We start from the raw sequence: 24,667 nt of genomic DNA, 5'->3' as shown, positions 1-24,667 counted from the left end.
AACGCTCAATGGTCTGCGCGTCAGGCGGTGAGGCCTTCTGGTTCCGGGAGGTTGTTTGCGCGGCAGCAGGCGGTGACGGTGTTGGCCAGCAGGCACGCAATCGTCATCGGGCCGACGCCGCCGGGAACAGGCGTGATGGCGCCGGCGCGTTCCGCGGCGGAGGCGAAGTCGACGTCGCCCACCAGCACGTTCTTGCCATCGCGCTCGATCCGGTTGATGCCCACGTCGATCACCGTGGCGCCGTCCTTGATCCAGTCGCCCGGCACCATTTCCGGGCGGCCCACCGCGGCAACCACGATGTCGGCGCGGCGCACCACCTCCGGAAGGTCCTTGGTGCGCGAATGCGCGATGGTCACGGTGCAGCTGTCGCCCAGCAAGAGCTGCGCCATCGGCTTGCCGACGATGTTGGAGCGGCCAATGACAACCGCGTCCATGCCCGACAGGCTGCCGTGGTGCTCGCGCAGCATCATCAGGCAGCCCAAGGGCGTGCAGGGCACCATCGATTTCTGGCCGGTGCCCAAGAGGCCCACGTTGGAGATGTGGAAGCCATCGACGTCCTTCTCCGGCGCGATCGAGTTGATGATCAGATCCTCGTCCAGGTGTTTCGGCAGCGGCAGCTGCACCAGGATGCCATGCACCGACGGATCATTGTTCAGCTGCTCAACCACCGCCAGCAGATCTCCTTCCGAGGTGTCCGCGTCCAGCTTGTGCTCATAGGAGTTCATGCCGGCCTCGACGGTCTGCTTGCCCTTAGAGCGCACATAGACCTGGGAGGCCGGGTCCTCGCCGACCAGCACCACCGCCAGGCCGGGGGTGATGCCGTTTTCTTCCTTCAGCCGCGCCACATGTTCGGCCACCTGGCCGCGCACCTTGGCCGCAAAGGCCTTGCCGTCAATCAGAGTTGCTGCCATTTGCTCTCTTCCTTTCCTGCGCAGGCATTCGGCCCGCCTATTCACTTCAGTTGGTCGCGATGCCCGAGCCGCAGGTGGCCCTGCTCAGCATCACTCCTCCCGGATCACCCGCGCCTCGCGGGCAATCGACCAGTCCACCAGCTGCCGCCACAGGCTTTCGATCAGATCGGGGTCCAGCCCCTCCCTTTGCGCGGCGGCGCGGGCATTCATGACCACTTCCTCAACCCGCTCCGGGATCCGCGCCGGCCAGCCGTTGAGCTGCTTGAGCTGGATCGCCCGGTCGATATAGCCCGCCCGGGCGGCCAGGCGTTGCACCAGCTCAATATCGAGCCTGTCAATTTCCGCGCGCAGCGCCTCCATCGAGGAACAGTCCTGCGGCGGTGTCTCTGTGCTCATGCGTCAGAACCTCGGCGTTCATTGCTTTGGGCCATGTGAGGTTCTGACCATTTTTTGTGGTCGCGCAATTGTTTCCGAAAACCGGTTCCCACTTTTCGGATTGCGCTTGAAACTCCAGCGGCCCGGGGATGCCCCCGGGCCGCTGAATGTCGCATATCCTGTCTTAGAACAAGCCTTCGATCTGGCCGTCCGCATTCAGGCGGATGGTTTCCGCCGCCGGGGTGCGCGGCAGGCCCGGCATGGTCATGATCTCGCCGCAGACCGCCACGATGAAGCCCGCACCGGCCGACAGGCGCACTTCGCGCACCGGCACCGAATGGCCCACCGGCGCACCGCGCAAGCTCGGGTCGGTCGAGAAGGAGTACTGGGTCTTGGCCATGCAGACCGGCAGGTTGCCGTAGCCCGCGGCTTCCCATTCCTTCAGCTGGGTGCGGATCTTGTTGTCCGCCAGCACCTCGTCGGCGCGGTAGATGCGCTTGGCGATGGTCTCGATCTTCTCGAACAGCGGCATGTCGTCCGGGTAGATCGGCGAGAAGTTGGCGGAACCGGCGTCGACGATCTCGACAACCTTCTCGGCCAGCGGCGCGGAACCCTCGGAGCCCAGCTCCCAGTGGCGCGACAGCACCGCCTCGACGCCGTGGGTGGCGCAATAGGCCTTGACCGCGTCCACTTCGGCATCGGTGTCGGTGACGAAGTGGTTGATCGCAACCACAACCGGCACGCCGAAGGATTTGACGTTCTCGATGTGGCGGCCGAGGTTGGCGCAGCCGGAGTTCACCGCAGCAACGTTTTCCGCGCCGAGGTCCGCCTTGGCAACGCCGCCGTTCATCTTCATCGCGCGCACGGTGGCCACCAGCACCACCGCCGACGGCGCGATGCCTGCCTTACGGCACTTGATGTTCATGAACTTCTCGGCGCCGAGGTCAGCGCCGAAGCCTGCCTCGGTCACCACATAGTCAGCGACTTTCAGCGCGGTCTTGGTGGCAATGACCGAGTTGCAGCCGTGGGCGATGTTGGCAAACGGGCCGCCGTGGACAAACGCCGGGTTGTTTTCCAGGGTCTGCACCAGGTTCGGCTGCATCGCGTCTTTCAGCAGAACGGTCATCGCGCCTTCGGCCTTGATGTCGCGGCAGTAGACCGGGGTCTTGTCGCGGCGGTAGGCCACGATGATGTCGCCCAGGCGCTTTTCCAGGTCCTTGAGGTCGTTCGCGAGGCAGAGGATCGCCATCACTTCCGACGCCACGGTGATGTCAAAGCCGGCTTCGCGCGGGAAGCCGTTGGAGACGCCGCCCAGAGACGCGGTGATCTGGCGCAGGGCGCGGTCGTTCATGTCGACCACCCGGCGCCAGGCGACGCGGCGGGTGTCGATGTCGCACTCATTGCCCCAGTAGATGTGGTTGTCGATCATGGCCGACAGCAGCGAGTGGGCGCTGGTGATGGCGTGGAAGTCGCCGGTGAAATGGAGGTTCATCTCCTCCATCGGCACTACTTGCGCATAACCGCCGCCTGCCGCGCCGCCCTTCATGCCGAAGTTCGGGCCGAGGCTCGCTTCGCGGATGCAGATCATCGCGTTCTTGCCGATCCGGTTCAGGCCGTCGCCCAGGCCCACGGTGGTGGTGGTCTTGCCTTCGCCCGCAGGCGTCGGGTTGATCGCGGTCACCAGGATCAGCTTGCCGTCTTCCTTCGACTGCACAGAGTTGATGAACGCTTGGCTCACCTTCGCCTTGTCATGGCCGTAGGGCAGCAGGTCATCGCTGGAAATCCCGATCTTCGCGCCAATCTCCTGGATCGGCTTCTTCTGCGCCTCACGCGCAATCTCGATGTCACTCTTGTAGCTCATGGCCATCTCCCTGCTGCCATCCGTTCCGGTTCACGCCCCGCGGCACATGTTGAGTGCGAAGCAAGATATATTCCTATTACTCAATTTATTTTCCTAACCGTCAACACCCTCCTGCCCGGTTTTCCGTGTAAAAGCGGGCATTTTCCCCATTTTCGCCGCCGATAGGAAACAGGCGGTTTTTCACCCGGGGTGAAAACGGCGCATATGCGGCAGAGGCTGCCGCAAACAAAAAGGGCCCGGGCATGACCCGGGCCGCGCAAGGTTCAACCCGAAGGCCGAACAGGGGAATCAGTGCCTAGATATCCAGCGTGTTGTCCTTCTCCCAGCGGGAGAAATGGTTGACGAAGGAGTTCCACTCCTGCTGCTTCATCTTCAGATAGGCGGCAGAGAATTCCTCGCCCATCATCGCCTTCAGCCCGTCATCCTTATCGTAGAAGCGCAACGCATCCAGCATGTTGAGCGGCAGCTTCGGCGCATCGGTGATGGTGTGGCCTTCGGCGTACATGTCGATGTCATGGCGCGGGCCGGGGTCGGCCTTGGAGCGGATACCGGAAAGCCCCGCCGCAATGATCACCGCCTGCAGCAGATAGGGGTTTACCGCCCCGTCCGGCAGGCGCAGCTCGAACCGGCCGGGGCCGGGAACGCGCACCATGTGGGTGCGGTTGTTGCCGGTCCAGGTCACGGTGTTCGGCGCCCAGGTCGCACCCGACATGGTGCGCGGCGCATTGATGCGCTTGTAGGAGTTCACCGTCGGGTTGGTGATCGCCGCCAGCGCCGAGGCGTGCTTCATGATGCCGCCCAGGAACCAGCCGCCCTGCTCCGACAGGCCCAGTTCGGCAATCTGGCCGGTGCCTTTATCCCCGGCAAAGACGTTGGTGCGGGAATCCTTGCCCGGCGCGTCCCAGACCGAAATATGGGCGTGGCAGCCGTTGCCGGTGAGACCCTCGACAGGCTTGGGCATGAAGGTCGCCCGGTAGCCGTGCTTTTCCGCCACCGACTTGGTCATGAACTTGAAGAAGCTGTGCTTGTCGGCGGTCGACAGCGCGTCGTCGAACTCCCAGTTCATCTCGAACTGGCCGTTGGCGTCCTCGTGGTCGTTCTGGTACGGGCCCCAGCCCAGCTCCAGCATGTAGTCGCAGATCTCGCGCACCACGTCATAGCGGCGCATCACCGCCTGCTGGTCATAGCAGGGCTTCTCCGCCGTATCGAAGGGGTCGGAAATCTGCTCCCCGTCCGGCGACAGCAGGAAGAACTCGGCCTCGATGCCGGTCTTCACATGCAGGCCCTCGTCCGCGGCCTCCTTGATCAGGCGGCGCAGCACGTTGCGCGGCGCCTGGGCCACGTCTTCGCCCTCCATCACGCAATCCGCCGCCACCCAGGCGACCTCCGGTTTCCACGGCAGCTGGATCACCGAGGACGGATCCGGCACCGCCAGCATGTCCGGGTGCGCGGGCGTCAGGTCAAGCCAGGTGGCAAAACCGGCAAAGCCGGCCCCGTCTTCCTGCATATCCGCAATCGCCTCTGCCGGCACCAGTTTGGCGCGCTGCCCACCGAACAAGTCGGTGAAGGAGATCATGAAGTATTTGACGCCTTTTTCTTTTGCGAAAGCAGCCAGATCTGTTGTCATGGTCTTACTTCCTTTCCCTGTTGAACGTATTTCGAACATGGGGCGCGAACCGTTGCCGGCCGCGCCCCGCCAATCATCAGAACCCTGCTTTGCCCGGGTACCAGTCAGTCCCTGCCAGCGGCACCCGCGCCATCGCGGCGGCCTCCATGGTCAGGGCGCACAGATCCTCAGGCTCGAGGTTGTGCAGGTGGTTGTGGCCGCAGGCCCGGGCGATGGTCTGGGCTTCCAGCGTCATCACCTTGAGGTAGTTGCGCAGGCGGCGGCCCGCATCGACCGGGTCCAAGCGCTTCATCAGCTCAGGATCCTGGGTGGTGATGCCTGCCGGGTCCTTGCCCTCATGCCAGTCGTCATAGGCGCCGGTGGTGGTGCCCAGCTTCTGGTACTCGCTTTCCCATTTCGGGTCGTTGTCGCCCAGCGCAATCAATGCCGCAGTGCCGATGGCTACGGCATCCGCACCCAGCGCCATCGCCTTGGCCACATCAGCCCCGGTGCGGATGCCGCCGGAGACCACCAGCTGCACCTCACGGTGCACGCCCAGATCCTGCAGAGCCTGCACGGCAGGGCGGATACAGGCGAGCGTCGGCAGGCCGACATGTTCGATGAACACGTCCTGGGTGGCAGCTGTGCCGCCCTGCATGCCGTCCAGCACCACCACATCGGCGCCGGCCTTCACCGCCAGCGCGGTGTCGTAATAGGGGCGGGTGCCGCCGACCTTCACATAGATCGGCACCTGCCAATCGGTGATCTCACGCAGCTCCAGAATCTTGATTTCCAAGTCATCCGGGCCGGTCCAGTCCGGGTGGCGGCAGGCAGAGCGCTGGTCGATGCCTTTCGGCAGGGTGCGCATATCCGCAACCCGGTCGGAGATCTTCTGGCCCAGCAGCATGCCGCCGCCGCCGGGCTTGGCGCCCTGGCCGACCACGACCTCGATCGCGTCCGCTTTGCGCAGATCGTCCGGGTTCATGCCGTAGCGGGACGGCAGATACTGATAGACCAGTTTGGTGGAATGGCCGCGCTCTTCCGGGGTCATGCCGCCGTCGCCGGTGGTGGTCGAGGTGCCCGCAGCCGAGGCGCCGCGGCCCAGGGCCTCCTTGGCCGGACCCGACAGCGCGCCAAAGCTCATGCCGGCGATGGTGATCGGGATATCCAGCTCAATCGGCTTCTTGGCGAAACGGGTGCCCAGCGTCACCTTGGTCTCGCATTTCTCGCGGTACCCCTCCAGCGGGTAGCGCGAGATCGAGGCGCCAAGGAACAGCAGGTCATCGAAATGCGGCACCTTGCGCTTGGCGCCACCGCCGCGGATGTCATAGATCCCGGTGGCCGCCGCGCGGCGGATTTCCGCGTTGATGGGGTTGGAAAAAGTCGCCGACTGGATCGGGACCGTACGGGGGATGTTCGTGTTATCCATGTCTTTTGATCCCTGTCCTTAGTACGCTTGCGCGTTGTCGACGTCGAAGTTGTAGAGCTTGCGGGCGGAGCCGTAGCGCTTGAACTCTTCCGGCTTGGCGTCGGCGCCGGCGCGGGCCAGCAGATCCTTCAGGATCTCGATGTGCTCGGGGCGCATTTCCTTCTCGATGCAGTCGGCACCCAGGCTCTTGACCGAGCCGCGCACAAAGAAGCGTGCCTCATAGCAGCTGTCGCCCAGCGCATCGCCGGCATCACCCAGCACCACCAGGTTGCCGGCCTGCCCCATGAAAGCGCACATATGGCCGATGTTGCCGTGCACGACGATGTCGATGCCCTTCATCGAGATGCCGCAGCGCGACGAGGCATTGCCCTTGATCACCAGGAGGCCGCCATGGCCGGTGGCCCCGGCATACTGGCTGGCGTCGCCCTCGACGATCACGGTGCCGGACATCATGTTTTCCGCCACACCCGGCCCGACCGAACCCTCGACCCGGACTGTCGCCTGCTGGTTCATGCCCGCGCAGTAATAGCCGGTGGAGCCCTTGACGGTCACCTCAACGGGTGAGTTCAGGCCAACGGCAATCGCATGGCTGCCTTTGGGATTGACGATTTCCCAGGCGGTCTTGTTGGAGCTGCCGTTCAGTTCCTGCAGGGCGGAGTTCAGACCGCGCAGGCCATTTGCTTCAAGATCATATGTCTGCATCTTAGTGGTTCCAGAAGTAAACGGTTGCGGGTTCGGGCTCCCAGACGCGGGCGTCTTCGATGCCCGGCAGGTTCACCAGCGCGCGGTATTCGGAACCGAAGGCCACATACTGGTCGGTCTCTGCCATTACGGCCGGCTTGCAGGCGATCGGGTCGCGGACCACGCCAAAGCCGTCCTTGGTGCCGACGACAAAGTTGAAGAAACCGTCCAGGTCCTCCAGCGTGCCCTCCAGCGCTTCGCCCAGGGTGGCGCCGTGCTGCATCTTCCAGGTCAGGTAGGCCGCGCCCACTTCGGTGTCGTTCTGGCTTTCGATCCGCACCCCGTCGCGCTGCAGCTTGCGGCGCAGGGAGTTGTGGTTCGACAGCGAGCCGTTGTGCACCAGGCACTGGTCAGACCCGGTGGAAAACGGGTGTGCGCCCTCGGTGGTTACGGCGGACTCGGTGGCCATACGGGTGTGGCCGATGCCGTGGGTGCCGCTCATGCCGCGCACGTTGAAACGCTCGGCAACCTTCTCGGGCAGACCCACTTCCTTGTAGATCTCGATGGTGTCGCCCGCGCTCATGACACGCATGCCGGGGCGCAGTTCCGCCAGCGCAGCGCGGGCCTCTTCGCCCTTGCCCGCGGGCACATCCAGCACCGCGTGGGTATCGATCACCCGGATCGACACATCGGTGCTCAGCGCCTCGGCCAGGGCCCCGTCCAGCCCGTCAAAGGCCGCGTCCGGCGCATCCGACTGAACGGTCAGCTTGGTGCGCCCGTCCGCTTCGGATCCGTAGATTGCAATGCCCGCACTGTCGGGACCGCGATCCGTCATGGTGATGAGCATATCGGTGAGCATATCGCCCAGTTTTGGCTCTAGTGTTTTGTCTTTCAGAAAAAGACCGACAATCCCGCACATGGGTGTGCCTCCTGCTTTTCATCTCGAATCAACGCTAGCAGTTTGCGCTCACTCATTCAACTCTTATGAAACTTATTTTCCCCAGAAGGAAACAAGGGCGCGCCGGTCCGGCGCGCCCCTGCGGGTTTTCACATCAGTATTTTTCAAGCAGAGCGCTTATTTTCTCCTTGTCACCCATTTCCTTAGCCTTATCGAGGTGGGCGCCTTCGCGGACAAACTGGATCCTGTGCCAGCCGATCCAGAAGATCACTCCCAGGACCACCATCAGGCCCTCTGATCCCTGGAACGGGTAGACCGCCCCAACCTCCGCCAGGTCCACGGCCCAGCTGTCATATCCGATCGTAGACATTTCAATTCTCCTTATTCAGCTGGCACAGTGCCGCCATTCAGCGCCGCCTTGTCGGCGGCGATGATTTCGGCCTTGGCATCTTCGTAGGCATGGTGTTCGGCGTAATCGAGACCTTGCAGCTCGACCTCCAGCGGGATCCGCAGCACGCCAGCGGCGGCCTGCATCTTGGAGATCACAAAGGCAGGCAGGAAGCCGAGCACGAAGAACATGATCACCGCGCCGATGGTTTGGCCAACCGGGTTGACGGTGGCATAGCCCTCATACGGAGAGCTCGGTGCGCCCCACAGCAGGAAGCCTGCGATGATCAGGCCCACGATGCCGGAATAGCCGTGCACCGCAACCGCACCCACTGCATCGTCGATTTTGAAGGTACGCTCGACCCAGTAGTGCAGCTTGTAGACGATCACGACACCAACCGCGCCGACCAGCATCGCCTGGATCGGGTGGTACAGGTCGTTGCCCGCAGAGGCGGTGATGATGCCCGCCAGACCGCCAGAGAAGGTCCAGAACGCATCACCCTTGGACACCACATAGGCCGCCATCAGGCCGCCGGACAGCGACATCAGGAAGTTGAAGGTGATCGCAGACAGCGAGGTTGGTGCCAGATAGATATTGGTCGCCGTCCAGGTCTCGCCGGTCAGCAGGCCGCCAATGCCCTCAGGCGAAATCGCCGGGATGTTGCAGGCCGCGTAGAACCCCCAGAAACCCGAGTAGATCAGGAAGATCCCGATGGTCAGCATCCATGGGTTATGCGGCGGGATGTCCCGCGGGGTGCCGTCGGCGGCGAACTTGCCCAGCCGCGGGCCCAGCACCATGATGACACCCAGTGCGTAACCGCCTGCAATCGCATGGATCACGCCGGACGCATAAGCATCGTGATAGCCCAGGTATTTGACCATCCAGCCCTCGGCATGCCAGCCCCAGGCCGCGTCGATGATCCAGAACACCGAACCGATCATGACCGCATGCACCCACAGCGCGGAGGAGCGGATCCGCTCAATGACCGCACCGGACACGATCGAGGCCGCAGTCCAGGAGAACAGCAGGAACGCAGCCCAGAACACACCGGTGATCCGGTCCGACAAGTTGGTGCCCATGTTTTCCGACCACGGCAGGTTCGCGGCCCCTGCGTCATGATTCAGCCCGCCGAAGAACGGGAAGTTCGGGAAGGACCAGTAGATCCACCAGCCGAAAAAGAAGAATGTCACCGTGACCAGCGGAATGATCATGATGTTTTTCATAAGTGTGTGCATGTGGTTGCGGTGACGGCTGGCGCCGACCTCGTACATGCAGAACCCCACGTGAATGAGGAACATGAAGACGACGGTCACCCAGTAATAGAACTCGGTGAACACCGTCGTTAACGCGTTCAGATTTCCATCCAATGTTTTGCCCTCCTGTTGGCAGCATCCCGGACATTTTTGCCTCTTGGGAAAATTATTTTCCTATATTATTGGGTCTCCGGAGGGCGAGCTGTCAATAATCATGTGAAAAATTGTTACCTTTAGGGAAATTACAGCAGCCCGGAAACGGCACTTTCCGCGCCCGATGCGACCTCTAAGCCTTGGACTTTCAACGGCTAAACACTTGCCGCGGCGCAACAGTTTCACCCAGGAGGCCTCGGAAGGAAGAGCCGCCCGGCACAAGGGCACATTGCTAATTTGCGACGGAATCACGCGAATCTCCGGCGCGCAGGCACAGCGATTCTCACTCTCAGCGGACCATCACAGGCCTGCCGCAACCCCAAGCCGAAGACCAAAAAGACCCTTTCAGGCCAATTCATGCCGCAAACACGTTCAAAAACCGCCTTTTAAGAGAAAACTTTTTCCTGATAGGAATAATCGTTGACATGAAGCCCCCTCCCTTGGCTAACTGGACCGGACCAAAGGAACCAAATCAAGAGTTTTGGTCCGCACCAATAGGGAGACGCAAACAATGGCCATCATCTGGCGGACTTCAGCACTGGCCCAGCGCCACAAGGAAATCGGCGGCGAGCTGGAAGATTGGAACGGCATGGGAACCGCCTGGTTCTATGACCACACCCCCGAGCGCGCCAAGGCCGACTATGAGGCGGTCCGCACCAAGGCAGGCCTCATGGACGTGTCCGGCCTCAAGAAAGTCCACGTCGTGGGCGAGCACGCCGCCCAGGTCATCGACCGGGTCACCACCCGCAACGTCGAAAAGATCATGCCGGGCCGCTCCACCTATGCCTCGATCCTGAATGAACAGGGCAAATTCGTGGACGACTGCATCATCTACCGCCTGTCGGTGAACAGCTGGATGGTGGTCCACGGCACCGGCACCGGCATGGAGCAGCTCAGCACCGTCGCCGCCGGCAAGAATTGCTCGGTTGTGTTCGACGACAACCTGCACGACATGTCGCTGCAAGGCCCCGTCGCCGTGGACTTTCTGGCCGAGTATGTGCCCGGCATCCGCGACCTGGCCTATTTCGGTATCATCCAGACCAAGCTTTTCGGCTGCCCGGTGATGATCTCGCGCACCGGATATACCGGTGAGCGCGGCTATGAGATCTTCTGCCAGGCCAAGGACGCGGTGCACCTCTGGGACAGCATTCTGGACAAGGGCAAGGGCCTGGGCATTGTTCCCGTGCAGTTCTCCACCCTCGACCTGCTGCGCACCGAAAGCTACCTGCTGTTCTACCCGGGCGACAACTCCGAGACCTACCCGTTCGACGATGAGCCCTGCGGCGACACCCTGTGGGAACTGGGCCTCGAGTTCACCGTCTCCCCCGGCAAGACCGGCTTCATCGGCGCCGAGAACCACTATGCCGCCGAAGGCAAGGAGCGCTTCAAGATCTATGGCGTCATGCTGGAGGGCAAGACCCCCGCGGACGAAGGCGCGGACCTCTTGCAGAACGGCGAGAAGGTCGGCGTGGTCACCTACGGCATGTACTCCGAGGTGAACAACCACAACGTGGGCATTGCCCGGATGCCGGTCGCCTGCGCCAAGCCAGGCACCAAGCTGACCGTCCGCAACGGCGACGGCACCGAGATCGCCGCCACCGCCGAAGAGATGCCCTTCTACGACAAGGACAAATCGATCCGCACCGCAAAGGGCTGATCCGGATCCCGGGCGCTCCCGTTCGGGGGCGCCCGCTTTCGTTCACCCGGACTGCAGGAAAAGCGACCCACATGTCTAAGACCGAATTCCCCCCTTCCATCACCAGCCGCCCGGTTTACGGCGAGCTTGAGGCCCGCTCCGGCAGTGGCCATCTGATGATTGCCGACGCCGAAGGCGCCGAAGCAATCCTCGATCTGGCCAAATCCACCGACGCGGCATTTTGGGCCAAGGCCCATATCATCTACATCCCCAAGAAGACCGGCACGAAATTCAGCAGCCAGCTGGAGGAACTGGGTGCGGGCCAGTATTACGCCGGGCCGTCCTATGAAGCCGCGCAGAGCCGCATCCGCCGCGCCCTGCAGGATTGCCACATGGGCACGCAGGTGTATCTCTCGGGCACCGAAAGCCTGATGGGGCAAGCCATGGCCGAGGCCACAGCCGCCGGCATTCCGCATACCGCAATCCAGACCGAACACCGCGGCTCCACCGCGCGCCGCATGCAATGCGTGCACTGCAAGGGCATCACCGAGGACGTCACCACCGATCCGTTTGAGTGCAGCCACTGCGGCCTCAGCCTGTTCGTGCGCGATCACTACTCGCGCCGCCTCGCCGCCTTCCAGGGGGTGCGGGTCGACGCTGAGGATCCGGGCAACATCCCCGAGAAAGTGGAGCTGTTCAAATGAGTGCTGGCACCGCAAAACTGAATGTCACCGTGGCCGAGGTCAAACCGATCAACGACCTGGTCACCCGTTTCAAATTCGTCCGCACCGGCGGCGGCGACCTGCCCACCTTCTCGGGCGGGGCGCATACCGTGGTCGAGATGCAGGACGGCGGTATCACCCGCCTGAACGCCTATTCGCTGATGTCCAACCCGGCCGACCGCGGCGCCTACACTATCTCGGTGCGGCGAGACGATCAGGGCCGGGGCGGTTCCAGGTTCATGCATTCCCAGGTGAAAGAAGGCATGGAGATGGTCATCTCCAATCCGGTGAACCTGTTCTCGCTGGATTTGCGCGCCAAAAAGCACCTGATGCTCGCCGGCGGCATCGGCATCACTCCCTTCATGGCGCAGATGCATCAGCTGTCGATGATGGACGGCAACTTCGAGCTGCACTATTCGGTCCGCACTGCTTCGCTCGGCACCTACGCCAAGGAGCTGTCGGAGCGTTACCCGGGCAAGGTGCACATCTATCACGACGACCAGAAAGAGGCGATCGACCTCAAGACCCTGCTCGCCAACCAGCCGCTGGGCACGCACGTCTATGTCTGCGGCCCCAAGGGCATGATCAATTGGGTGCACAGCACTGCCGGGGAAATGGGCTGGCCGCGCGAAGCCGTGCATTCCGAGGAATTCCTGGCGCCTGCCTCCGGCAAGCCTTTCGAGGTGAAATGCGCGGTCTCCAACAAGATCGTTCAGGTCGGCGAGCATCAATCGCTGCTGGAAGCCCTGGAAGCGGCGGGCATCGACGCCCCATACCTCTGCCGCGGCGGCGCCTGCGGCCAGTGCGAGACCAATGTCATCGGCTATGACGGCAAGTTCCTGCACTACGACCACTGGCTGACCGACGAGCAAAAGGCCGGCGGCAAACACATCATGCCCTGCGTGTCGCGCTTTGAAGGCAAGACACTGGTTCTGGACCGCTGAGGGAGAGAAAGATGACCATTCAATTCAACGACGAAACCTTCTACGGCGACTTCACCTTCAAGAACTCGGACTGGGCAATCAAACGCTTCCCCTTCCCGTTCCACGAAGACAGCTACATGTATTCGGTGAACATGGAGCCGCATAAATCCTACCGGCCCGGCTCGGTGTTTGAACGCACCTTCGACGTGGACGAGCACTATGTCTCGGAAATGAAGGACCGCGCCCGGGTGCTGGCAAACGACCCGCTGCGCTGCCAGTCACTGCCGCATATGACGCTGGCGGGCTGGGATCTGGTCGAACTGATCATGGAGGCCAAGGCAGCCGAATACCCGGACCTGTTCGAACTGCACAAGGACGGCAACCGCTGGCGCTGGATCAACAAACCGCTGGGCATCGACGACACTTTCACCTTCCTCGATGAAAGCACATTGCCCTATGGGCCGATGGAATATATCACCCGCCAGACTCAGGGCGACTTTGCGGTGCTCGACCAGCGCGACGACAACCTGTGGATGGATGCCGGCATGGTCACCACCCAGGCCGACTGGTCGCTGGATTTCGATATCGGCATGAACTTCTTCGAATGGCACGCACCGGTCCCGAAAGCGCATGAGATGGGCATTTTCGTCCGTGCCCTGAAGTTCCTCCTGAACATCCAGCAGGGCCAGCCCGCCCGGCGGCTGAACTGGACCATGACGGTCAACCCGCTGCTCGACACCAGCCCTGAGAACTACCACAAATGGGGCGTGATGAAGCAGGGGCTGACGATGGAGAACATCGGCGAGAAGCAGCACCTGCGGGTCGAGCTGCAGACCTTCTTCCGCCTGCCGCGCTCCAACGCGCTGGTGTTCCCGATCCGGTGCTACCTGATCAGTTTCAACGATCTGGTAAAGGTGCCGAAATGGGCGCGCCGCCTGCACCGGGTGATCCGCGACCTGCCGGAGGAACTGGCGACCTACAAGGGCTTCATCGACAACCGCCCGCTGATGGTGGAATGGCTCTCCCAGTTTGACGACGGCACGCCGACCTCCGACGGCATCTGGCCCGACGACGACTGATCCCGAGCGGACGTGCGGGCCGTCCCTACCCCTGTCACCCAGGCCCGTGTCACTGACTGCCGCAGCCCCTGGCTCCGGCAGTTTCTTTTTGCCTGAAAACGGGCACCAAGCCCTCCCGCCCGCGCATCCGGCCGCAGGCTGCGCCTGCACCCGGCGCAGCGTTGGGCCGGGCAGCGCGCCTTGCGCGCTGCGGGCGGCAGGCGGCAAGGCAGCTGCAGGACGCAGCCGCGCCGCGCATCGCGCGGCGCCTGGCCCAACGGAGAGGGGCATCTTATGATGCCGCGGTACCGGCGGGAGCACCGCCGCCGCGCGTCAGCTTGATTGCGGGTAGGAAATAACCGACAGATAGCGCGCCGGCAGTTTGACCAGCTCCTCCGGCCCGTGCGGCGCATCCGCGTCGAAAAACAGCGTATCCCCCGGCTTCAGCGGAAACACCTTGTCGCCGTGACGGTAGTCCACCTCGCCCTCCAGCATATAGAGCATCTCCACCCCGTCATGCTGGAAAGTCGGGAACACATCCGACTCTTCGGTCAGGGTGATCATGTAAGGCTCCACCATCACACCGGAAGCATTGGCGCCCAGATGCCCCAGCAGCTGGTACTGATGCCCGGCCCGCGTGCCCGCGCGCTCGGTCTCCGCACCTTCACCGGATTTGGTGTGCACCGCCTCGCGGCTCTCCTCGAAGCGGCGGAAGAACGACGTGATCGGCACGCTCAGCGCATTGGCGAGCAGCTGCAAAGTGGTCAGCGACGGCGAGGTGTTGCCATTCTCGATCTTCGACAGCATGCCGATCGACAGCCCGGTCAGATTGGCCAGATCCGCAACCGTGATCCCCTGCTGCCGCCGGAACGACCGCACCTCGCGGCCAATCGCCACTTCCAGAACTTTTTCTGCACCATCGCGGACCCGGTGCGGGTCTTGGGAAAGGTTATGAGCCACTGCGTCACTATCGTCTTTGAGTTTAGCCACTGTGTTATCTTCCTTATGGATGGCGTCTGACAAGCGCGCAGCAGCCGATATGTAAAAACTTTCCCGGGCGCAAGGAATGCTGCGAATATTATTTTACTGCCATTACTCATTTTCCCCAACCCCCAACCGCCACAGGAAAGAAAATTGTTGCCTCCGCGCTTCCCCGCGCGCTGGCGTGCGGCACAGCATTGCCCGCGCCGCCTTGCTGCGCCACTCAGGCTGGCGGACACACACTGCTCCCGCCAGGCAGGCCACGCGCCGTGCAACACCTGCCGCCCAGGAACCAAAAAGGCACCAATTCTGCGGTTTGCCGTCGCAATGCGCCGCCGCAAGAACCCAAAACAGCATAAAAACAGCGGTCTAGGGCAGTTTTGACACCCCCTAGAAAACACCGCCGAACTGGACCAATTCGCCTGAGCGTCCTTGCTGAGCGGCACCGGAACCGCTAATCTGAGCCCCAATCACCGCCGTGAAAAACACCTGCAGCACCGCCACCCGCTCCGGCATGTGCAGCGTGTGCACAGCACTCAGGAGCAGGGTTTCCCGCTCATACAGCCCGGAACACGACACATCATGAGCTCAGCGGAAGACACCACCTCGCAGATCCTGACCACCCACTCCGTCGGCGCCACCGTGCAGGTGGTGATCGACACGCTCTTTGCCCGGATCAAATCCGGGACTTACCCGGTGGATACACGGCTGCCCTCCGAACGCACGCTGGCATCCGAACTGGGGGTGGCCCGCAACACCGTGCGGGAGGCCCTGGATGTCCTGGCCGCCCAGAATGTCATACACCGCCGCGCCGGTTCCGGCAGTTTTGTGAAATTCCGTTCCGACCCCAAGCCCGAAGCGGCCTCCTACAGCTCGCTGGCGAACGAAGTCTCGCCGCTCGACCACCTGGTGGTGCGCGGCATTCTGGAACCGGAGATGGTGCGGCTGGCCGTGATCAACATGACCCCGCGCCAGATCGAGGAACTGGACCAGATCCTGTCGCGGGTGGAGGCCGTGCGCACCGATCCCGGCGACTTCATTGATGCGGAGGAGGACCTCTACCGCAAGATCGCCGAGGGCACCGGCAATCCTCTGCTGCACTCCTGCTATGAGCTGACGATAGAGGCCTGCCGCCTGTCTTACCGCACCGCGCTGCGCCGCCGCCACCTGACGCCGCAGCGGATCCAGGACTACCAGAAGCGCTATAACACGCTGTTCAATGCCATCGCCTCACGCGATGTGGAATCGGCGGTGGAGTTCATCAAGCTGCACCTGATCGACGAGCAGAAGCTGCTGCTGCAGGAGGTCTGAGCCGCCTCAGACCTCCACCGCGCGCGAGCTGACCTCGCTGCCCGGCGCATCACTCTCCAGACGCTGGTGCCACAGCTGCCCCAGCCCCTCCATCTCTGCTTTCAACAAGGCGGAATGCTGCGCCAGCCAGGCGGGGATCGACTTGAACTCCGCAATACGCGCCTTGCCGTCCTGGATTGTCACCACTGGCCAATCGCCAACCAAGGCGTTGGAAATACCGAATATTTCCTCACCCCACCATTCCGCGTGGCCAAAGGCATGGGTGACATGACCCAGCTGCTTCATCGCTGCCAGCACCGACGGCGGCGCGACCGATCCCGCCTTCTCCACCGCGCTGTGCCAGATATCCAGGATCGCCACATACTCCCAGCTCACCGCTGACCAGCTGCCGGGAAAACGCCGGTTGTACTCCTCGTAGAACTCATGCGGGCGGTTGAAGAAAAACGCCTTCTCCCGCAGCATCGGATCGTCGAAATCCGGGAACTGGAACACCACACCTTCCATGAAGTCCGGCGACGTCCGCGCCACCAAACGGTCATAGCCATCCATGGTGCAGCTGATGATCTGCCCCTTGAACCCCTTGGCATGGGCATATTCCGTCATCGCATGCACCATCGGCGCGTAGGATGAGCACCAGCACAGGATATCGGCGCCGCTCTCCAGCATCGGATCCACCACCGGCGCCGGATCACTGGCACCCGGGTCATACTGCACTTCCCGCAGGATCTGCTTGCCCTCGGCCTTGAACGCCGCCCGGTAGACCGCCTGCGCCGGCAGCCCCAGCAGATCGGCCTGGCTGCACAGCGCAACCGTCTTCAGCTCCGGCCGGTTCTCCGCCAGCCAGGCCACACCGGTCACATTCTGGATCGGATGCGCCTCGCTTGGCGCAATCAGATAGGGCGTGTCGGGTGACAGATCGCTGGGCAGCAGCGTGGAGGTCAGCACCTTGTTGCGCATCAGGAAGTCGCGCACCGGCGCAAAGGTATCGCCGCCCAGCATCAGCATCAGCCTGACGTTGTGGTTCTGGACCAGTTCAACCGCGCCTTCCAGCGCGCGTTCGGGATCGTAGCCGCAATCGTAGGAGTGGATCCGGATCGGATAACGGCGGCCGCCGATCAGCACTCCGCCAGCCTTGTTCAGACCATCCTCCCAGATCCGGCAGCCGTTCAGTCCGGGCAGCCCCCAGCTCTCCACCGGCCCCGAAAGCGGGCCGAGGAATCCAATGTTCACTGATTCTGCCATCCCCACGGACAGTCGCGGCAGCGCCGCGCGGGCGGTCAGCTGGTGCACAAAACTGGTCATCGTCATGTGTGAAATCCTACCAATAAAACAATGTGTTTCCAGTCCAATTGCACCCCAAAACATTCCGCATGTGAAAAAATGTTGACTTATTGGTGCAAGTTTGGACCTAATTGGACCAGACCAAATGATCCAAATTACAATATTGGTCCGAACCAACGGGAGAACCAGATGACCAAGAAACGTATTGCCATTATCGGCGCCGGCCCCTCGGGCCTGGCCCAGCTGCGCGCCTTCCAATCCGCAGCCAACAAGGGCGAGGAGATCCCGGAAATCGTCTGCTTTGAGAAGCAGGACGACTGGGGCGGCCTGTGGAACTACACCTGGCGCACCGGCCTGGACGAGAACGGCGAGCCGGTGCACTGCTCGATGTACCGCTACCTGTGGTCCAACGGCCCCAAGGAGGGTCTGGAATTTGCCGACTATTCGTTTGAGGAGCATTTCGGCAAGCAGATCGCCTCCTACCCGCCGCGCGCCGTGCTGTTCGATTACATCGAAGGCCGGGTGAAGAAGGCGGATGTGCGCAAGTGGGTCCGTTTCAGCTCCCCGATCCGCTGGGTCGAATACAACGAGGACAAGGGCAACTTCACCGTCACCGTGCATGACCACACCAAGGACAGCACCTACAAGGAAGAATTCGACCACGTGATCTGCGCCTCGGGCCATTTCTCGACCCCGAATGTGCCGTTTTACCCCGGCTTCGACACCTTCAACGGCCGCGTTCTGCACGCCCATGACTTCCGCGATGCCCGCGAATTTGCCGGCAAGGACATCCTGATCCTCGGCGCCTCCTACTCCGCCGAAGACATCGGCTCCCAGTGCTGGAAATACGGCGCCAAGTCGATCACGACCTCCTACCGGAATGAGCCGATGGGCTTTAAATGGCCGGACAACTGGGACGAGGTTCCGGCCCTGGAAAGCGTCGAGGGCAACACCGCCACCTTCGTTAACGGCACCCAAAAAGAGGTCGACGCGATCATCCTTTGCACCGGCTACAAACACTTCTTTAACTTCCTGCCGGACGATCTGCGCCTGAAGACCGCCAACCGCCTCGCCACCGCCGACCTCTACAAGGGCGTCGTATATGCCCATAACCCCAAGATGTTCTACCTGGGCATGCAGGACCAGTGGTTCACCTTCAACATGTTCGACGCCCAGGCCTGGTGGGTCCGCGACGCGATCATGGGCAAGATCGAAATCCCCTCGGACAAGGCAGCGCTGCTGGCCGACGTGAAGGAGCGCGAAGCGCGCGAGGAAGCCTCGCCCGACGTCAAATACGCGATCAAGTACCAGGGCGACTACGTGCTGGAACTGATCGAGGAGACTGACTACCCGACCTTCGACGTGGCTGGCGCCTGCCAGGCCTTCTATGAATGGAAGGGGCACAAGGCCCAGGATATCATGGCCTTCCGCAACAACTCCTATAAATCAGTGATCACCGGCACCATGGCCCCCGTCCACCACACCCCGTGGAAGGACGCCCTGGACGACTCGCTGGACGCATATCTGCAAAACTAGGCAGATACGCCTGCGCCGTTTTTCCCTTCCTGTACGGCGCAGGCACCCCTTCGCCGCTGTGCGAATCTTTCTTCGCAAGCTATAATTCACCTCATGCAGCGCGATAACACCATGACACTCGGCTTTTTGATTTTTCCCGGCTTTCCAATGGCCTGCCTGACCTCGGCCATCGAACCCCTGCGCGCGGCAAATGAAATTGCCGGCTCTGAAACCTTCCGATGGAAACTGGTGTCCGAAACCGGCGACAGCGTGAACGCCTCCGCCAATGTGGCGTTCCAGCCCGACTGCGCCCTGGACGAGGCCGACGGCGTCGATACGCTGTTCCTCCTGTCCAGCCCGCAAGGCAAATTCGAGGATCCCAAGGCCTCCAACGGCAAGCTGCGCCATCTGGCCCGCCACGGCACCACCATGGGCGCGGTTTCCGGCGGGGTGTTTCCGCTGGCCCGCTCCGGCCTGCTCGACGGGCACAGCTGCTCAGTGCACTGGTGCTACAAGGCAGCCTTCACCGCTGAATTCCCGTCCCTCGCCACTGTCGACGACGTGATCGTGCTGGACCGCCGCCGGTTCACTGCCAGCGGCGCCGCGGCGATGTTCGACCTGTCGCTGAAACTGATCGAGCGCGCCATGGGCGACGCCGTGATGACAGAGGTCGCCTGCTGGTTCCAGCACCCGATGGTCCGGGCTGAGGGCGTGCGTCAGAAAATCCCCGCCTTCAAGACCGACAGCACTGCCGACAGCCTGCCGCCGCCGGTTGCCAAGGCGGTTGAACTGTTTGCCGACAATCTGGAACACCCGGTCTCGATCCGCGATGCCGCCAACGAAATCGGCGTCTCACCGCGCCAGCTGGAACGCAGCTTCAAGGCCGCCACCGGCCAAAGCCCGGCGATCTATTACCGCACATTGCGGATGAACGCCGCCCGCCAGCTGGTGATGTATTCGCGCGACTCGATCACCTCGATCGCCAATGCCGTGGGTTATGCCACGTCCTCCACCCTGTCGCAGCACTACCGCGACAGCTTCGGCGTCACCCCGCAGGAGGAACGCCGCAAGGTGAACCTGTTCCGGGTCCAGGACAACCGGCCGATCCCCTCCGCCTGACGCATTCCGGGCAGTTGTGGCGCAATTCCCCGTACCGCGGCCACTGTCCGCTGCTAAACTCTCCTTATTGGTGTAACCCGATTTGAGAGGACACGGCGATGCTGACTGCAATTGCCACGCATTTCATAAGCCGCGCGGAACGGCGGATTGGTGTAAGCTTGGACTATGTCCGGCAAATCGCGCGGACAGATTTCTCCCTGCTGTCGCGCTACAACAGGATTTTTGGTTTTCTGGACCCTAACCGCCATGTGCCGGCAAGTGCCTACCACACCGCCCGCCTGCGCGGGGCGCTGGCCGCGGATTGCGGAACCTGCGTAGAGGCGGAAATCAATCTGGCGCGTGCCGGCGGCCTGGATGAGCAACTGATCAGCGCCATTCTCCGGGCAGATTTCCAGATCCTGCCGCCGGAACTGATCCCGGTTGTCCGCTTAGCGGATGCGGTCACTTCCCGGCGCGAGGATGACGCCGACGCCCGCAGCGCAGTAACCGGCACTTACGGCGATGCCGGACTGATTGAGCTGTCCTTTGCCATGAACGGCGCTGCACTGCTGCCAGGGATCAAGCGCGCCATGGGCCATGCAACAGCCTGCGACCTGTCGGTGATGCGGCGCCTTTCGGCCAGCCACTAGGAAAACGCCGCGCGGAACAGGCGCGGCGTTTCTTTTTTGCCCGGATCAGATCACCGATTGCGCCGCCACCACCAGCGCGTGATGCAGCGAGCTGGCAGAGGACCGCGGGCCAATGATCGAATAGCCCTGCCCGGGGGTCTGGCACAGCAGGAACACACCCAGATGCTCCATCGAGGTCCGGGTAGCCTCGCCCGCCTTGCCCGCACGGACATTGGCGTTGCACAGCCGTTCCAGCACATCAAAGCAGCGCGGGCCCTCCATGTCGAAGCGGCACCAGCCGTCGGTCTGCTCCACAACAGAACCCGCCTCGCCCACGGCCTGCTTCAGATCCGCCGCCATCAGTTCGTGGCTGTCATGCGGGGCAGAGACCATCCACAGGTCCGGCCCCATCCACCAAGCAGCGAACACACCGCGCTCAGTCCAGCCTGCAGGTTCCGGCAACGCCCCGCCCAAATAGGACGCAGCCGCAGATTTCACCGCATCTTCGCTGCCTTGGCGTGCAGATAGCGAAGCCAGCGCCCGGTCGGTGACCTCCCGGATCTGGAGACCGGTGAAGACATCCACCCGCGGCTCATGCCCGCCCAGCGGAGAGATGGCTTTGAGCCCATGATTATCAAACTTACCCACGGAGACGCTCCCCTTCCGGATCCACAAAATGCGCGCTGACAACTTCGACCTGGGTTTCGCGGCCTTCCAGCGGGTTGACCGCGCGGATCACCTCACCCTTGCGGCTGTCGCCGCGCTTCAGGAAACCGATCCCGATCGAACAGCCCAGCACCGGCGAATAGGCGGCAGAAGTGATATAGCCCTGATCGGTGGCCGCGCTGATCTCGCCATCGGCGTTCATCAGATGCGCCCCGGCCTGCACCGGATCGGCGGCATTCACCGGCTTGAAGCCCACCAGCTTCAGCGCATCCTCCTGGTTCATCCCCTCGCGCTCGCTCAGGGTATTGCCGATGCAGTCCTTCTTTTTGCTGACCATCCGGCCCATGCCCAGGTTCAGCGCCGAGGTGGTGCCGTTCAGCTCATTGCCGGCGGCATGGCCCTTCTCGATCCGCATGACGCCCAGCGCCTCGGTGCCGTAAGGCACGGCGCCGAACTCCTCGCCCGCCTCCATCAGCTTGCGGATCATCGCATCGCCGTACCGCGTCGGCACCGCAATCTCATAGGCCAGCTCGCCCGAGAAGGAGATCCGGAACAGCCGCGCCCGGCAGCCGCCCGCCACGGTGACTTCACCGCAGCCCATGAAGGGGAACGCCTCGTTCGAGATGTCGAACTCGGGGTCCACGACCTTTTGCAGCAGCTTGCGGGCATTCGGACCCGCCACCGCGAACTGTGCCCAGGCCTCGGTGGTCGAGATCAGCTGCACATCCATGTCAGGGAACAGGCACTGGCGCGCAAATTCCATGTTGCGGTAGACCAGAACTGCGTTGGCGGTGGTGGTGGTCACCACGAAATGATCCTCGGCAAAGCGTGCGGCGGTGCCGTCGTCATAGGCAATGCCATCCTCGCGCAGCATCAGGCCATAGCGGACCTTGCCCACCGGCAGCTTGGCAAAGGCATTGGCATACATCTTGTTCAGGAACTCGGCTGCGTCCTTGCCCTGCACGTCAATCTTGCCCAGCGTGGTCACATCGCAGATACCAACAGAGTTGCGGGTCTGCAGCACCTCGCGGTCAACCGACTGGCGCCAATGGGTTTCGCCCGCCTGGGGGAACCACTGGGCGCGCAGCCATTGGCCGACCTCGACAAACACCGCGCCCTGCTCCTCAGCCCATTTGTGGCTGGGCGTCTTGCGGGTGGGGCGGAATTCCTCACCCACAGAGCGGCCTGCCATCACGCCAAAGGACACCGGCGTGTAGGGCGGGCGGAACATGGTGGTGCCGACCTCGGGGATCTGCTTGCCCGCCAGTTCGGCCATGATCGCCAGGCCGCCCATGTTGGAGGTCTTGCCCTGATCGGTCGCCATGCCCAGGGTGGTGTAGCGCTTCAGGTGCTCGACAGAGCGGAAGTTCTCCTGATGCGCCAGTTTCACGTCCTTGACGGTGACGTCGTTCTGCTGGTCCAGCCAGGCGCGGCCCTTGCCTTCCTTCACGTACCAGAAGGGGGTCACGTTGACGGGCGCATCTTCAGCTTCGGGCAGATCGGCGACTTTTGCCTCGATCCCCAGTTGCGACAGCGCGGCCACGGCGCCCTCGGCACCGGCCCGCAATGCGGCAGCGGTGGAGAAATCGCCATTGGCAGCACCCGCCACCGACATGTGCTGCGGCAGCTCGCCTGCCGGCACAAAGGCCGCAATATCCTCACGCCAAGCCGGGCGGCCGCGCTGATGGCAGGTCAGATGCACGTTCGGGTTCCAGCCGCCGGACACTGCCAGCGCGCCGCAGGGCACGTCGCGGGTGGTGCCGTTTGCCAGGCGCACCCGCGCCCACTCCAGACCCAGCCGGCCCTTGGTATCGATCACCTGGGCACCGGCAAACAGCTCTGCGCCCTCGATCTTGGGCGCATCGGCACGGGTATCGATCACGGCTGTGACCTTCACCCCCTTGGCGATCAGGTCCGCTGCGGTGCGGTGGCCGTCGTCATTGTTGGTAAAGACCGCAACCGTCTGATCCGGCGTCACTGCCCAGCGGTTGGCATAGGCCCGCACCGCACCGGCCAGCATCACGCCGGGACGGTCGTTGTTCTCAAAGGCGATGGGGCGTTCTGTTGCACCCGCCGCCAGCATCGCCCGCTTGGAATAGATCCGCCACAGGATCTGCCGCGGCTTGCCCGCCTCCGGCGCCAGCACGTGGTCCGAAACCCGCTCCACCGCGCCATAGATCCCATGATCAAAGGCGCCGATGATGGTGGTGCGCGGCATCACCCGCACATTCGGCATCGCCGCCAGTTCGGCCTGCGCCTGTTCAACCCAGGCCGCGCCGGTCAGATCGCCGATACCAAAAGTTTCCGCATTCAGACGCCCGCCCAGCAGGAAGTCTTCGTCGGCGATGATCACCTGCGCCCCGGCCCGGCCAGCCGTCAGTGCCGCCATCAGGCCGGTGGGACCGGCCCCGATAACCAGCAGGTCACAATGCAGGAAACCCTTGTCATAGGCATCCGGATCCGCTTCGAAACTGATGCTGCCCAGACCCGCCGCCTTGCGGATGATCGGCTCGTACAGCTTCTCCCAGAACGCCGCAGGCCACATGAAGGTCTTGTAGTAGAAACCGGCCGTCAGAAAATTCGAGAACCGGTCGTTGATCGCCATGAAGTCATGCTGCAGCGACGGCCAGCGGTTCTGCGAGTTCGCCTCCAGCCCGTCATAGAGCTCCGCCACGGTGGCGCGTGTGTTCGGCTCCTGCCGCCCGCCGCTGCGCAGCTCGACCAATGCGTTCGGCTCTTCGGACCCAGAGGTCAGCACGCCCCGCGGGCGGTGGTATTTGAACGACCGGCCCATCAGCCGCACACCGTTTGCCAGCAGGGCCGAGGCCAGCGTGTCGCCCTCAAACCCTTTGAAGCGCTTGCCGTCAAAGGTGAAATTCAGCGGCTTGCCGCCCTTGATCAGCCCGCCGTCCAAGCGGTTGACCTGAACACCCTTGCGGGCGCCAGTGCTGCCGTCGGCCTGGAAGGCAACCGAACCGGCATTTACCATTACATCGCTCATTTGCTGCGTCCCCTTGCCCGGGCCACATCACGGGCCAGTTCGACATTCAGGATTTCATGGGTCACGGTGTTGCGGGTCACCACCAGCCAGGACCGGTCGCCCTGCTCATGGAACCACAGCTCGCGGTGCGCGCCCGCCGGGTTGTCGCGCAGATACAGGTAGTCGTGGAACTGATCCGCCGCGTCTGCCGCCTGCCAGTCCGGCCGGTCGATCAGGCTGGCGTCCCCCAGATAGGTGAACTCCTGGCTATCCCGCGGTCCGAGGATCGGATGGTTGATAATCATCTGCTTT

At 62.8% G+C, this 24,667-nt stretch carries 22 protein-coding genes; 8 read left to right on the top strand and 14 right to left on the bottom strand.

Annotated elements, in window-relative coordinates:
- Nucleotides 1-20 precede the first annotated feature (20 nt).
- The 9 genes from folD to K3725_RS01140 form a co-directional block, all read right to left on the bottom strand.
- Nucleotides 21-911, bottom strand: coding sequence for a bifunctional methylenetetrahydrofolate dehydrogenase/methenyltetrahydrofolate cyclohydrolase FolD (folD, locus tag K3725_RS01180; protein ID WP_260017075.1), 891 nt, complete (start codon nucleotides 909-911; stop codon nucleotides 21-23).
- Nucleotides 912-1,001: 90 nt separating this feature from the next.
- Entirely contained in the window at nucleotides 1,002-1,307 is a 306-nt protein-coding gene (locus tag K3725_RS01175) for a chorismate mutase (RefSeq protein ID WP_260017074.1), read from the bottom strand.
- A 163-nt stretch (nucleotides 1,308-1,470) separates the two neighbouring features.
- Nucleotides 1,471-3,147: a formate--tetrahydrofolate ligase gene (locus K3725_RS01170; RefSeq protein ID WP_260017073.1), complete on the bottom strand. Its 1,677-nt coding sequence runs from the start codon at nucleotides 3,145-3,147 to the stop codon at nucleotides 1,471-1,473.
- Between the two features lie 295 nt (nucleotides 3,148-3,442).
- A complete protein-coding gene (glnT, locus tag K3725_RS01165) occupies nucleotides 3,443-4,774 on the bottom strand; it encodes a type III glutamate--ammonia ligase (protein WP_260017072.1) in 1,332 nt (443 codons plus the stop codon).
- Nucleotides 4,775-4,850: 76 nt separating this feature from the next.
- Nucleotides 4,851-6,182, bottom strand: a complete 1,332-nt coding sequence (locus K3725_RS01160) for an FMN-binding glutamate synthase family protein (protein WP_260017071.1) — start codon at nucleotides 6,180-6,182, stop codon at nucleotides 4,851-4,853.
- 18 nt (nucleotides 6,183-6,200) lie between these two features.
- On the bottom strand, nucleotides 6,201-6,884 hold the full coding sequence (locus K3725_RS01155; RefSeq protein WP_019294522.1) for a GXGXG domain-containing protein: 684 nt from the start codon (nucleotides 6,882-6,884) through the stop codon (nucleotides 6,201-6,203).
- A gap of 1 nt (nucleotide 6,885) precedes the next feature.
- Entirely contained in the window at nucleotides 6,886-7,782 is an 897-nt protein-coding gene (locus tag K3725_RS01150; RefSeq protein WP_039185422.1) for a glutamine amidotransferase family protein, read from the bottom strand.
- Between the two features lie 133 nt (nucleotides 7,783-7,915).
- The gene (locus tag K3725_RS01145; protein ID WP_019294524.1) at nucleotides 7,916-8,131 is read right to left on the bottom strand and encodes a hypothetical protein; all 216 of its coding nucleotides are present in this window, start codon (nucleotides 8,129-8,131) and stop codon (nucleotides 7,916-7,918) included.
- Between the two features lie 11 nt (nucleotides 8,132-8,142).
- Nucleotides 8,143-9,516 carry an ammonium transporter gene (locus tag K3725_RS01140; RefSeq protein WP_029204636.1) on the bottom strand — a complete coding sequence of 458 codons (1,374 nt, stop codon included), beginning with the start codon at nucleotides 9,514-9,516 and terminating at the stop codon, nucleotides 8,143-8,145.
- Between the two features lie 550 nt (nucleotides 9,517-10,066).
- Between K3725_RS01140 and K3725_RS01135 the strand changes: the two genes are divergently transcribed.
- The 4 genes from K3725_RS01135 to K3725_RS01120 all read left to right on the top strand — a co-directional run bounded on the left by K3725_RS01135 (nucleotide 10,067) and on the right by K3725_RS01120 (nucleotide 13,915).
- Nucleotides 10,067-11,212 (top strand): aminomethyltransferase family protein, encoded by a 1,146-nt coding sequence (locus K3725_RS01135; protein ID WP_260017070.1) that lies wholly within the window; start codon nucleotides 10,067-10,069, stop codon nucleotides 11,210-11,212.
- A 71-nt stretch (nucleotides 11,213-11,283) separates the two neighbouring features.
- Complete coding sequence (locus K3725_RS01130; RefSeq protein ID WP_260017069.1) at nucleotides 11,284-11,895, top strand: dimethylamine monooxygenase subunit DmmA family protein; 612 nt, start codon at nucleotides 11,284-11,286, stop codon at nucleotides 11,893-11,895.
- On the top strand, nucleotides 11,892-12,857 hold the full coding sequence (locus K3725_RS01125; protein ID WP_260017068.1) for a PDR/VanB family oxidoreductase: 966 nt from the start codon (nucleotides 11,892-11,894) through the stop codon (nucleotides 12,855-12,857). The genes K3725_RS01130 and K3725_RS01125 overlap by 4 nt, the downstream gene beginning before the upstream one ends.
- Nucleotides 12,858-12,868: 11 nt before the next feature.
- On the top strand, nucleotides 12,869-13,915 hold the full coding sequence (locus K3725_RS01120; protein WP_260017067.1) for a DUF3445 domain-containing protein: 1,047 nt from the start codon (nucleotides 12,869-12,871) through the stop codon (nucleotides 13,913-13,915).
- A 312-nt stretch (nucleotides 13,916-14,227) separates the two neighbouring features.
- On the opposite strand, the gene K3725_RS01115 is transcribed toward K3725_RS01120, so the two are convergent.
- Nucleotides 14,228-14,884, bottom strand: coding sequence for an XRE family transcriptional regulator (locus K3725_RS01115; protein WP_260017066.1), 657 nt, complete (start codon nucleotides 14,882-14,884; stop codon nucleotides 14,228-14,230).
- Between the two features lie 573 nt (nucleotides 14,885-15,457).
- Here K3725_RS01115 and K3725_RS01110 point away from each other — a divergent pair.
- Entirely contained in the window at nucleotides 15,458-16,186 is a 729-nt protein-coding gene (locus tag K3725_RS01110) for a FadR/GntR family transcriptional regulator (protein ID WP_260017065.1), read from the top strand.
- Nucleotides 16,187-16,192: 6 nt separating this feature from the next.
- On the opposite strand, the gene K3725_RS01105 is transcribed toward K3725_RS01110, so the two are convergent.
- Nucleotides 16,193-17,494: an ABC transporter substrate-binding protein gene (locus K3725_RS01105; RefSeq protein ID WP_260017064.1), complete on the bottom strand. Its 1,302-nt coding sequence runs from the start codon at nucleotides 17,492-17,494 to the stop codon at nucleotides 16,193-16,195.
- A gap of 162 nt (nucleotides 17,495-17,656) precedes the next feature.
- Here K3725_RS01105 and K3725_RS01100 point away from each other — a divergent pair, with 162 nt between their 5' ends.
- From K3725_RS01100 to K3725_RS01090, 3 genes are all read left to right on the top strand, one after another.
- Nucleotides 17,657-19,003, top strand: a complete 1,347-nt coding sequence (locus K3725_RS01100) for an NAD(P)-binding domain-containing protein (RefSeq protein WP_260017063.1) — start codon at nucleotides 17,657-17,659, stop codon at nucleotides 19,001-19,003.
- Between the two features lie 93 nt (nucleotides 19,004-19,096).
- Nucleotides 19,097-20,101: a GlxA family transcriptional regulator gene (locus tag K3725_RS01095; RefSeq protein WP_260017062.1), complete on the top strand. Its 1,005-nt coding sequence runs from the start codon at nucleotides 19,097-19,099 to the stop codon at nucleotides 20,099-20,101.
- 98 nt (nucleotides 20,102-20,199) lie between these two features.
- Nucleotides 20,200-20,730 (top strand): hypothetical protein, encoded by a 531-nt coding sequence (locus K3725_RS01090; RefSeq protein WP_260017061.1) that lies wholly within the window; start codon nucleotides 20,200-20,202, stop codon nucleotides 20,728-20,730.
- Between the two features lie 45 nt (nucleotides 20,731-20,775).
- Here the strand turns inward: K3725_RS01090 and K3725_RS01085 are convergent, their stop codons facing one another.
- Genes K3725_RS01085 through K3725_RS01075 form a run of 3 tightly spaced genes read right to left on the bottom strand, consistent with a single transcriptional unit; the run spans nucleotide 20,776 to nucleotide 24,660 of the window.
- Nucleotides 20,776-21,357 (bottom strand): sarcosine oxidase subunit gamma, encoded by a 582-nt coding sequence (locus K3725_RS01085; RefSeq protein ID WP_260017060.1) that lies wholly within the window; start codon nucleotides 21,355-21,357, stop codon nucleotides 20,776-20,778.
- Nucleotides 21,350-24,376, bottom strand: coding sequence for a sarcosine oxidase subunit alpha family protein (locus K3725_RS01080; protein ID WP_260017059.1), 3,027 nt, complete (start codon nucleotides 24,374-24,376; stop codon nucleotides 21,350-21,352). Before K3725_RS01080 ends, K3725_RS01085 begins: the two co-directional genes overlap by 8 nt.
- On the bottom strand, nucleotides 24,373-24,660 hold the full coding sequence (locus K3725_RS01075) for a sarcosine oxidase subunit delta (protein ID WP_260017058.1): 288 nt from the start codon (nucleotides 24,658-24,660) through the stop codon (nucleotides 24,373-24,375). Before K3725_RS01075 ends, K3725_RS01080 begins: the two co-directional genes overlap by 4 nt.
- Nucleotides 24,661-24,667 lie beyond the last annotated feature (7 nt).

This window comes from Leisingera sp. S132 (genome assembly GCF_025144465.1).
In the GTDB taxonomy this organism is placed as follows: domain Bacteria; phylum Pseudomonadota; class Alphaproteobacteria; order Rhodobacterales; family Rhodobacteraceae; genus Leisingera.
Note: the sequence above shows the minus strand (reverse complement) of the source record. Positions and strands in the feature narration are given on the sequence as shown.